This is a genomic window from Pseudarthrobacter sp. GQ63, assembly GCF_059758765.1.
Window position 1 is genome coordinate 38,227 of sequence record NZ_JCAXEF010000013.1, and the last position, 10,925, is coordinate 49,151.

Genomic DNA, 10,925 nt, shown 5'->3' on the forward strand with positions numbered 1-10,925 from the left:
TAGGAGCCGGCGTAATCCCTAAAGGGGCGCGCAAAAGCATCAGGGGCCGGGGCAGCGGTGATGGTCATCTTCCATCCGCTAGTCAAAGTAATCATTTTCCCAACCTCCTTTTCTGCTCTGCCGCCGCACGGGCCAAGGACCCGGCAGCGTGCGCCGCGATCCCGGCAAGACGCTCTGGGATCAGGAATAAAATTACACCACCGGTTGGACTATTGGCTACTTAATATCCAAAAATTGTCCAACCTTATTTTGGTGGTCTCTTTTAGAGACCCCATCGGACGATCGCAGGCGTCTTTTTGTCCCACCCGAGAGTGCAGACTTTTGCGGTACCCAGAATAAAATGGCGGCCTTCGGCAGGCGGCAATTCCAGCCAGCGTGCGGTAAGGATCCTTGAGAAATGGCCGTGGGCCACAATCAGCACATTGTCCATGCCGGACTCGAGCACGCGCCCGATAATTTTGTCTGCCCTGGCGGCCACCTCGTCCAGCGTTTCGCCGTTGGGAACGCCGTGGGTCCAGATGAGGTAGTCCGGATTGTCCTTGCGGATCAGGTCCGAGCTGATCCCTTCGTAATCGCCGTAGTTCCACTCAACAGCCATAGGTTCGTGCTGGGCGTCGGGGAAGCCGGCAAGCTCGGCCGTCCGCCGCGCGCGCCTCAACGGCGAGGTGAGCACCAGGTCGAAGTCGACCGGATCCAGCACCTTCCGGGCTTCCACGGCCTGCTGTTCACCCTCGACGGTCAGCGGAAGGTCCGTGAGCCCGGTGTACTGGCCGCTCTTGGACCATTCCGTCTCGCCGTGGCGGAGGATCCAGAGCTGGGGCCGGGGGGCAAGGGCAGGACTGGTCACTTGGACTCCTCAGAAGGGGACGGCTCGACGACGGCGGGCGACGTTCCAGCGTCAGGCGCCGGGGATGGGGGGACGGCATCTGCTGATTCAGGCTGGCCTGCCCACCAGCGGAGCAGGCGTGCTTCCGCTTCCCCCGCAGGCAGCGGACCGTTCTCCATCCGCTCGTTAAGCAGGAACTTGTAGGCACGCCCCACCACCGGACCGGGCTTGATGCCCAGCAGGGCCATGATCCGGGCGCCGTCAAGGTCCGGCCGCACGGCATCCAGCGATTCCTGTTCGCGGAGGGCGGCAATGCGGGCCTCGAGGTCATCGTAGGCGAAGGCCAGGCGTTCGGCTTTCCGCTGGTTGCGGGTGGTGACGTCGGAGCGGGTGAGCCGGTGCAGCCTTTCCAGCAGCGGCCCGGCATCGGTCACGTAGCGGCGGACTGCGGAGTCGCTCCAGCCGGCGTCCCCGTAACCGTAGAAGCGCATATGGAGCTCCACGAGGCGGGCCACGGCTTTGGTGGTGTCGTTATCGAAACGCAGCGCCTTCATCCGTTTGGAGGTGAGCTTCGCTCCCACCATGTCGTGGTGCCGGAAGCTCACCGCGCCGCCCGGTTCGAAGCGGCGCGTCGCCGGCTTCCCGACGTCGTGCATTAATGCTGCGAAGCGCAGCACAAAGTCCGGACCTGGCACCGGGCCCTCACTGTCCGTCTCCAGCTCCGCTGCCTGTTCCAGGACCTGCAGGGAGTGCTGGTAGACGTCCTTGTGCCGGTGGTGCTCGTCCGATTCCAGCCGCAGCGCCGAAACCTCGGGCAGCACGAACTCGGCGAGTCCTGTGTCCACCAGCAGGTCCACGCCGACGCGCGGGCGGGCGCCGCAGATGAGCTTGACCAGTTCGTCCCGCACCCGTTCGGCGGAAATGATGGTGATCCGTTCGGCCATCTGCGTCATGGCCTGCCGGACGTCCTCGTGGACGGAGACTCCAAGCTGGGCGGCGAAGCGCGCCGCGCGCATCATCCTCAGCGGATCATCCGAGAAGGACGCTTCCGGCGCCCCGGGAGTGGCCAGCACGGAGGCATGGAGGTCGCGTACGCCGCCAAAAGGATCCACCAGTTCCAGGGAGGGCAGCTTCAGGGCCATGGCGTTAATGGTGAAGTCGCGCCGGAGCAGGTCATCTGTCAGGGACGAACCGAAGGCCACTACGGGCTTGCGGGAATCGGGATCGTACGCCTCCGCCCGGTAGGTGGTGATTTCGATCTGGAAGCCTGCCTTGCGCATGCCGATGGTTCCGAAGGCGCGGCCGATCTCCCAGTAGTTGTCCGCCCACTTCTTGATGAGGGCAACCGTCTGGTCCGGGGTGGCATCGGTGGTGAAGTCCAGGTCCGGGGAGGTCCGGCCCAGGAAAAGGTCACGCACCGGGCCGCCCACCAGTGACAGCTCGTGGCCGGCGTCCACGAAGCGCCGGCCGAGCTCCAGGACCACCGGGTCCACCTGGAAATCAACGGTCGGGGAATCAGTCTTGTGATGTGCGTGAGCCATAGTTACTTAAGCTTGTCAGAAACCAGCGCGTCGGCAGGCCAAAATACGGTCAAGATCGTGCGGAATCACTCCACCGCCGGCAAAGTGCGTCATATGCAGTCCATGTTGGTGTCATGTTCCGGTCATCACGAACGGGCAACAGTCGTTAGAGTGGACTCCATGGCCCATCCAGTACCGAGCGCTCCCGGCAGGAGGACAAACGCACCATTGCCGTCGGCAATCGGTGCGCACGTTGCCCCTGCCCAGCATGCGGCACCGGCATCGCTGCCCACGGTTGAGGAGGTCTCTGCCGGCGGTGTTGTAGTGGACACGTCCGACGCCGAGTTGAGGGTTGCGATCATCGCCCGCCTTAACCGCGGCGGACGTTTGGAATGGTGCCTGCCCAAGGGCCATCCGGAGGGCAAGGAAAACAACGAGCAGGCAGCGGTCCGGGAAATTGCCGAAGAAACCGGCATCGAGGGGGACATCCTCGCGCCGCTCGGAAGCATTGACTACTGGTTTACAGTCAGCGGCCACCGGGTCCACAAGACGGTCCACCATTACCTCCTGCGGGCAACGGGCGGCGAACTGACCATCGAGAACGATCCGGACCAGGAAGCCGTGGACGTGGCGTGGGTTCCCATCCAGGAGCTGGCCCGGAAGCTGTCCTTCCCCAACGAGCGCCGGATTGCCGACCTCGCCCGCGAGGTCCTCCCGGAGCACCTCTAGGACTGCAGGTATCCCGGGCTCAGGGCCCCGGCGTTGCGGCTTTAACCGCCTTCGGGTGAGACGATGAAGTCGATGTCAGCTACCAACTTTCCTTCCGATAAAGCCGGCCGGCCCGGCGACGCCGCCCCGGACGGCGTTCCCCCCGAGCCGGCGGGCCCGGACAGCACCCCTGGCGCCGTGGCTGCCAGTGAAACACGGTCCAGTGCCATCATGGCCGCAGGGACGCTCGTGTCCCGGTTCCTGGGCTTTGGCAAGACCTGGATGCTGGGCACGGCCCTCGGCCTGGGCTCCACTGTCAATGACACCTTCATCAATGCGAACAACCTGCCCAACCTGATCTTCCTGCTCGTGGCGGGCGGGGTGTTCAACGCTGTCCTGGTCCCGCAGATCATCAAGGCAAGCAAGGCCCCGGACAGGGGAGCGGACTACATCAGCCGGCTGCTGACGCTGGCTGTGCTGCTCCTGCTGGGACTGACGGCGCTGGTGACGCTGGCGGCCCCCTGGGTTATTGAACTCACAACGCAGGGATACACTCCGCAGCAGAAAGCGCTGGCCGTGGCCTTCGCTTTCTGGTGCCTGCCGCAGATCTTCTTCTACGGCCTCTATGCCCTCCTGACCCAGGTCCTGAATGCCAACGGAGCCTTTGGCCCCGCCATGTGGGCACCCATCCTTAACAACCTGGTGGCGATTGCCGGCCTGGGGATGTTCATCTGGATTTTCGGCGAGAACAAGGTGAACCCGCACACCCTCGACAACTGGGGCGACACACAAACCCTCCTGGTGGCCGGGTTCTCAACCATCGGTGTCGTTGCACAAACAGCCATCCTGATGATCCCCGTGATGCGGCTCAAGCTGGGGATCCGCCCGCGTTTCGGGTGGCGGGGGGTGGGACTGGGCCAGGCAGCCAAGCTGAGCGTCTGGACCCTGCTGACTGCCGCCGTCGGCCAGCTCGCCTTCCTGTACGTCATGCGCATCGCAACCATTCCCGGCGCCGAGCGCATCCGGCTGCAGCAGGCGGGGGACCCCGCGGCCTTTATGCTGCCAGGAAACGCCGTGCTGGAGGTGGCCAGCCAGCTCTACCTGCTGCCGCACTCCATCATTGCCCTGTCCCTGGCCACGGTGCTGTTCAACCGGATGACCCGGGCCTCCCAGGACGGCAACCGTGATGCATTGCGTGACGCCCTCTCGCACGGCCTGCGGACCATGGCGGTGGCAACCGTGTTCGGTGCGCTGGCGCTGTTTGCCCTGGCAGGTCCCCTGGGCATGTTCTTCTCGGGCGGGCTCCGCCAGGACGGAGTGATGCTGGCCCAGACGCTCACCATCCTGGCGCTGAGCACGCCGTTCATGAGCGCCAACTTCATGATGTCCCGTGTCTTCTACGCCAATGAGGATGCGCGCACACCGTTCTACGTCCAGCTGCTCCTGGCCATTGTCTACGTGGCCGGGGCGTTCGCCATCCAGTTCCTGCCGGTCACGCAGATCATCTACGCCATCGCGGTCCTCTACATGGTGGGCAACATCCTCTCCGTGGTCATCAGCGCCTGGTTCCTGCGGCGCCTCCTGGGTCACCTGGACGGGCCACGGATCGCCAACTCCTACATCCGCATGGGGTACGCAGCGCTTGGTTCCGCCATCGCCGGAGCCGGTGCCCTGTGGCTCCTGGGGAGCTATTGTCCGGACGGGTTTGCCTGGCAGGACAGGCTGTCAGCCCTCATCACCGTCGTCGTGGTGGGCCCAATCATGCTGGTGGCCTACTTCTTCCTCCTTAAGCTGTTCCGGGTTTCCGAACTTCGCGACCTTCTCCGGCCCCTCCTCGGCCGGCTGGGGCGCGGTGGACCGGCCGCACCTCCCGCTGGAGGCGGGACCCCGCCGTCGGACTCGCCCTCCGGTTCGCCGTCAGATTCCCCATCCGGTTCCCGATCAGACTCGCCGTCTGATTCACCGTCTGATTCACCGTCCGGTGGGCGCCAGCAGCCGGACCGTCCCACCACGTCCGTTGACACGGGCCTCATCCCCAGGATTTCCGGTGAGTTCGACGCCGTATCCTTCAGGGCCGGGCCGGCCCCGGAACAGGAGGCGCCCGGGCTCGGGGCGCGGGGGAAGGAACCGCTCGACGGCGATGGCCCGCCAACGTCCGACGGCGACTACCTCCCCGGGGAGGACCAGCCCAGCACGGCACGGGGCGGCTTCCTGCGGGAGCAGATCCCCCTTCCAGGGCGCCGCACCTTCCAGGGGAAGCCCGGCGAGAACCCCCATTTCAAGCCGAGGAAACCCCGGAAAAAGTGACGTTCCCGCGGTTTCCGGCCGCCGTCGTCCAAGGTGGAAGGGACGCAATCGGCTAGGATCGGAAAGGTACAGGGGTAGTTGCATCCAGGGGTCAGGCGCCCGCCGGCTCCTGGACGGTGGTTGCATTATTCAAGCCGGCAATCCCGGACAGTCTAGGAGGAACACGTGTCCAACCCGATCGATGTCGGATCAGTACTGGGTGGCCGCTACAAGGTCACTGCCACGGTATTGGCGTCGCACGACCACGATCTGGTGCTGGACGGTGTGGATCAGGTCCTGAACCGTCCCGTCAGCATACTGGTGGCCGGACCCGGCAACACCGAACAGGTTGCCCAGAGCGCCCGCGAAGTGGCCACCGGCGAACGTCCCGGCACCGTCCAGGTCCTGGACCTCGGCATGAGCGAGGCAGCCACCTACCTCATCACCAACCACACTTCTGCAGCGGATCTGCTGGACCTGGTGGTGGCCTCCAATCCTCCCTACGTGGAACCGTTTTTCACGGACACCCTGGGAAGCGAAATCTTTGGCCAGCCGCGGTCGAACGAGCCGGAACCCTACGACGATGAAGACCATGTAGAAGCCGGTTACATCAACTACTCGGACAACCACGCCAGCCAGGTGGATCCTTACCGTGCAGCGCCGGCTGTTCCCCCGAAACCACCAGTTCGTCCCGCTGCCGCGCCTTCCTCTGGACGCTCGTCCAACGGGGCCTCCGCTGGAGGCCGGGCAGCGGCAGCCGGTGGAGCTCTTGCTGCGGGAGGAGCCGCAGGTGCGGCCGCTGCCTCCGGCTCCGGAACCGATCGGTCAGCACGCCCCGAGGACCACCAGACCGCCCACACGCCGGCTGTAGGCCACACGCAAGGATCACCCGGCTCACCGGCCGGTAAGCCCAAGGTGTCGCTGTGGTCCGATGACGATTACGCGCACGCTGAAGAGCATGCCCCGATGGACTCGTCAGCCGACGACGAACCAGAGACCAAGAAGAAGAAATCTTCCGTTTTTGCACGGTCGGCTGCACCGGCAGCTGGTGGCGGTGCGTCCGTCCCCGATCAGGACCGTTATGACGACGACGACCGTGACGAACCTGCCCGCGAGCCCCGGTCCATGCGCTGGTTGGTTGGTGGACTGCTGGCGGTGGTGCTCATTGCCGGACTGGTGTTTGCCGTCACCAACCTCGGCAGCCTGTTCACCTCGCAGCCGCAGGCGGTGCCCACGGCACCCGGCACCAACAGCAGCGCTCCTGAAGACACCTCGGCTCCGACGCAGGCACCCACAACGGCACCGCCCGCTGCACCCCCGGCCATCGAGAGCATCACTAGGCAGGGCAACTTCGACTTTGCTGCCACCTTTGACGGCGACCTCGTCAGGGCGTACGACGGTAACGCCGCGAGCTTCTGGTCCGACATGGAGTTCGCCACCGAGAACTGGGGCGGACTGGCACCCCAGGGCGTGCCCCTAGTGGTGAAGCTCGAGAACCCGGCCATGGTGTCCTCCATTACGCTTTCGCAGCTTGGTGGCTCCGGCGGCAACATCACTGTCTATACCAACGACCGTCCTGCACTGGATGGGGCTAAAGCAGTAGGAACCAACAGCTTCACGTCCACTGACCTGACCATACCTTTGGCGGAGCCCGTGGAGGCCGAGTATGTGATCGTCTCCATCAACTCCCTGCCGCGGCTGGCTGCTCCGAAGACCCGCTACGGATTCGGCATCCGGCTCGCCGAGATCAAGGTCCAGTAACCAGGTTCCTTCTGGCTGTAGCCTTCGGGACGGCCACGGCCGGCACGAAGGCGGAACTCTGATCAAACCCTGCAGCAGGCGGCGGCCCCTTGCCGGGGCGGTAACCTTGAAAGGGCGCCTACGGTGACGGCGACCTGCCGTGTACCGGTGGTCCACCATGTCCAGGCGCCGGAATAATCAGGAACACCCAGCAGTTGTGCCATGTGGCCGGCCTCCACGAGGGGCGCGTCAACCAAGGAAGAGGTTCACCGTTCAGTGACCATCGCAGAAAACACCGCGTCCGATGTACGTGATGTCATCATTGTCGGTTCAGGCCCGGCCGGTTACACGGCAGCTGTCTACACAGCACGTGCCAACCTGAAGCCGCTGATGCTTGCCGGCTCCGTCACTGCCGGCGGCGAACTGATGAACACCACAGACGTTGAGAACTATCCGGGGTTTCCGGAAGGGATCATGGGTCCGGACCTCATGGAGAACTTCGAAAAGCAGGCTGTCCGCTTCGGCACGGAGATCCAGTTCGAGGACGTTACGAGTCTTGAACTTGAAGGCCCGGTAAAGACGGTCACCATCGCCACCGGTGAGAGCTTCAAGGCAAAAGCCGTCATTCTCTCCACGGGATCGGCCTACCGCGAATTGGGCCTGCCGAACGAAAAGCGCCTCTCCGGACACGGAGTTAGCTGGTGTGCAACCTGCGACGGTTTCTTTTTCAAGGATCAGGACATTGCCGTGATCGGAGGTGGCGACTCCGCCATGGAGGAGGCCCTGTTCCTCACCAAGTTTGCCAGGACGGTCACGGTTGTGCACCGCCGGGACTCCCTCAAGGCTTCCAAGATCATGGCTGACCGTGCCCTGGCCCACGAGAAGATCAGCTTTGTCTGGAACAGCACTGTGGACGACGTCATCGGCGAGGACAAGGTCACCGGGCTGAAGATCAAGAACCTAATCGACGGCAGTGTTTCGAATCTCGCAGTAACAGGCGTGTTCGTTGCGATCGGCAACGACCCGAGGACCGAGTTGGTCAAGGACATTCTGGACCTCACCCCTGAGGGCACCATCGCCGTCGAAGGACGCAGCTCGAGAACCAGCATTCCCGGAGTGTTTGCAGCCGGTGACGTGGTGGACCCCACCTACCGCCAGGCGATCACCGCTTCCGGCTCCGGCTGTGTAGCGGCAATTGATGTTGAGCACTACCTCGCAGACTTGCCCGCGTAAGTACCGCCACGATACCCGAAGAGAGAGATCAGGTTATGAGCAACGCAAAAGACGTAACAGACGCAAGTTTCAGCACGGACGTACTGTCCTCCGACAAGCCGGTAATCGTTGATTTTTGGGCTGAATGGTGCGGTCCCTGCCGCAAACTGGGTCCCATCCTGGATGAAATCTCGGTCGAGTACAGCGAGAAGGTGGACGTCGTCAAGGTGAACGTGGACGATAACCCCGCGATCGCCGCCGAATACGGCATTACGTCGATCCCGGCCGTCTACCTTTTCCAGGGTGGGGAAGTGAAGAGTACGGTCATCGGCGCAAAGCCGAAGCAGTTCTTTGAAAAGGAATTTGCGGACGTCCTGTCCTAAACTCTCACGGGCTCGTATGAGTCGAGCACTAAAAAGTGGCCACTGCAGGAGCGGTGGCCACTTTTTTGTTCGCACAATGCATAAGTCCACCTATCTCGCACAGATCGGTCGGCGCTCCCTAAGGTTCGGGTACGCCGTGATGATTTCGACCTGGAACTTTTGGACTGTTTCACGTGAAACAGTCGCGCTGTCTGCAATAGCTAGTTGGCGCGCCACCACGAGCAGGAATGGAAGTAGGGGTCTCGTGCAAGACGGGTCCCGAATCGCGTTCCCAACTACATCAATCACCATACGAAGGGTTTCGCATGCTTTTGGTGCAGCATTCCATATTCCACCCGGTGACGGTGCATGTTGTCACCGGTTCTCCGAGGCCCCGGACCAGTTGCTTCTCACGACAGCTTCAGTAGCCCGGATGTCCCTATTTCCAGGACGCTATGGCGACCCACGCGTACGCGCTTGTTGAGCAGGGCTAAGGCAGTAGAACGTCGGTTCCGCCTCCATACACGCCGAGGGAAGTAGCCTCAGGTAGATCAGTGGGGACCTTGGTACGCGATGTCGGTGAACCAGGCAGAACTAGCCAAGGTGTGACGGAGTCGGCCTGTTTCACGTGAAACATTTAGCGGCACCCGGCCGTTTCACGTGAAACAAAGGGGCATAAATACTGCAAATGACGAATAAAACCTAAGGTTCTTGCTACAGCCGGCGGGTTGCGCCCTAATCGACATATTCGGTGACCCGTCACGAGTAGGAACGGCTTAGGTGGCACCTAGCCACGCGTTGCAGTAGGCGCACTGGTACAGGCGTGTCCATCTTGGGGTGCCTTATAGCCTTGGCGAGCCTAGCCAGATCTCCCAGGCGTTCCTACCAGGCAAGAGTGCGTCCAACAGTCCTACGGGCAGCACCTCGAGCCGTTGGGCCTTCCGCACATTCGCCGCAACATTCGAAACACCAACACTTCAACTGATGCGTGGCTCGAGAGGGCTTTTCATTCCGTCAATCACCGGGCACTCGAGGGCGCAGTGGACGATTATACAGGCGCGACTATCCAGAGAACCTGTAGGCAACGGGTTTTCGTGAGTGATGGACGCTCCGCGTACCAAACTCACTGCGGTGCCCTGCTCAAGGGCAACTGGGAGCACTCAGCAAGCATTTCCTAGAACAGTGACATCCTGCACGAGCAGAGACACAGCGTTCCCTAACCATCCAGACTAGTCGTCCGGCGACTGTGACCTGTCGCTTGCAGACGTAGTCGGTAACGGGCATAGGGAGATATGCATCCGCCTAGGTCGCACGAGGTCACTCCAAGAATTCCGTTGACAGCAATGGCAATCCGAAGCCGAACTCAGTGAACTTGGGACAGGGGACGCCGTTTCACGTGAAACATGCATGGCTAAGGGTCGCCGCTGGACCGCGTGGAACCTTCCAAGTCGATGTCGCGGCACCGAACCCCAGCGGTGAGCCCGTTCTGTCGCATTCCGAACTGCCTAAACGCCCGTAGCGCCAGAACGCGACAGCGTCCGTTCAGTGACCGACTCGTGATTGACCGCGGCACAAGCCCTTACTGTTCCTTTGCACTCGTCTCACACCAGAATTGGCCACGGGAGCCCAGAGTACTGAGGTCGTAGCGGTCGGGCCACAGGTGACCCACAAGAATGCCCCGATTGATCGAGATCGTTGCGGCGTTCCGAATCACAGAAGAGCAATCATCCTCCAAGTGCCGCGGGGAAGCGGAGAACCGGCGGCGTGGATTCTCGCAGACGACACCTGTACATGCCGGACTACATCACCTGGCTTACTCGTGGATTGTGCTCTCTTGGCTTTGAAGCATCCAGACTAAAGTGCCGCCTCACGAGATTTTGGGGTAGTTTTTACTCTGAAATATAGCGGGAAAGGGTCTGGTGGCGGCAGGATATCCACATGCTTTTCCACAGATGCAGCGTCCGGTATTCACAGTGATATCCACAGGTCGACGGAGTCATGTCCGTGTCCTGCGCAACTCGGACACCGACAGTCAAGTTTTCGATACGGCGCTTCAGCTAGCACTCAACCTACTCAGCCTCCTCGCAGTTCAGAGTCGCACTGCCATCTGGGCCTGCTGTGTATGTACAAAGTAAACATTTCTGACTGAATTATCGGGACTGTGAGGTGCCTCTCCTTGTTCCTCGACCATGTTTCACGTGAAACGCATGCGACTCCATTCCATCAGGACCCTAATCGTTGCTTTAACAATGGCCACTAGATACCTCATGA

The 10,925-nt window shown here is 62.1% G+C and carries 7 protein-coding genes; 5 read left to right on the forward strand and 2 right to left on the reverse strand.

The genetic code is table 11. The features are described from left to right. Positions 1 to 262: 262 nt before the first annotated feature. Both AC6CHP_RS17235 and AC6CHP_RS17240 read right to left on the reverse strand, forming a co-directional pair. Entirely contained in the window at positions 263 to 847 is a 585-nt protein-coding gene (locus AC6CHP_RS17235; protein WP_104186705.1) for a histidine phosphatase family protein, read from the reverse strand. Beyond that, entirely contained in the window at positions 844 to 2,367 is a 1,524-nt protein-coding gene (locus AC6CHP_RS17240) for a CCA tRNA nucleotidyltransferase (protein WP_498231248.1), read from the reverse strand. Before AC6CHP_RS17240 ends, AC6CHP_RS17235 begins: the two co-directional genes overlap by 4 nt. Positions 2,368 to 2,574: 207 nt before the next feature. Between AC6CHP_RS17240 and AC6CHP_RS17245 the strand changes: the two genes are divergently transcribed. The 5 genes from AC6CHP_RS17245 to trxA all read left to right on the forward strand — a co-directional run bounded on the left by AC6CHP_RS17245 (position 2,575) and on the right by trxA (position 8,675). Next, positions 2,575 to 3,075: an NUDIX hydrolase gene (locus tag AC6CHP_RS17245; RefSeq protein WP_104186702.1), complete on the forward strand. Its 501-nt coding sequence runs from the start codon at positions 2,575 to 2,577 to the stop codon at positions 3,073 to 3,075. Positions 3,076 to 3,147: 72 nt separating this feature from the next. Then, positions 3,148 to 5,361 carry a murein biosynthesis integral membrane protein MurJ gene (gene murJ, locus AC6CHP_RS17250; protein ID WP_498231250.1) on the forward strand — a complete coding sequence of 738 codons (2,214 nt, stop codon included), beginning with the start codon at positions 3,148 to 3,150 and terminating at the stop codon, positions 5,359 to 5,361. Between the two features lie 165 nt (positions 5,362 to 5,526). Beyond that, positions 5,527 to 7,101: a protein kinase family protein gene (locus AC6CHP_RS17255; protein ID WP_188728445.1), complete on the forward strand. Its 1,575-nt coding sequence runs from the start codon at positions 5,527 to 5,529 to the stop codon at positions 7,099 to 7,101. Positions 7,102 to 7,356: 255 nt separating this feature from the next. Then, positions 7,357 to 8,313, forward strand: a complete 957-nt coding sequence (trxB, locus tag AC6CHP_RS17260) for a thioredoxin-disulfide reductase (protein WP_498231252.1) — start codon at positions 7,357 to 7,359, stop codon at positions 8,311 to 8,313. A 35-nt stretch (positions 8,314 to 8,348) separates the two neighbouring features. Continuing rightward, the gene (gene trxA / locus AC6CHP_RS17265) at positions 8,349 to 8,675 is read left to right on the forward strand and encodes a thioredoxin (protein WP_104186691.1); all 327 of its coding nucleotides are present in this window, start codon (positions 8,349 to 8,351) and stop codon (positions 8,673 to 8,675) included. Positions 8,676 to 10,925: the final 2,250 nt, after the last annotated feature.

Bases quoted from the DNA above. Each gene is read 5' to 3' on its own strand.
- murJ (WP_498231250.1), top strand. From the start codon at position 3,148: ATGTCAGCTACCAACTTTCCTTCCGATAAAGCCGGCCGGCCCGGCGAC.
- AC6CHP_RS17240 (WP_498231248.1), bottom strand. From the start codon at position 2,367: ATGGCTCACGCACATCACAAGACTGATTCCCCGACCGTTGATTTCCAG.
- trxA (WP_104186691.1), top strand. From the start codon at position 8,349: ATGAGCAACGCAAAAGACGTAACAGACGCAAGTTTCAGCACGGACGTA.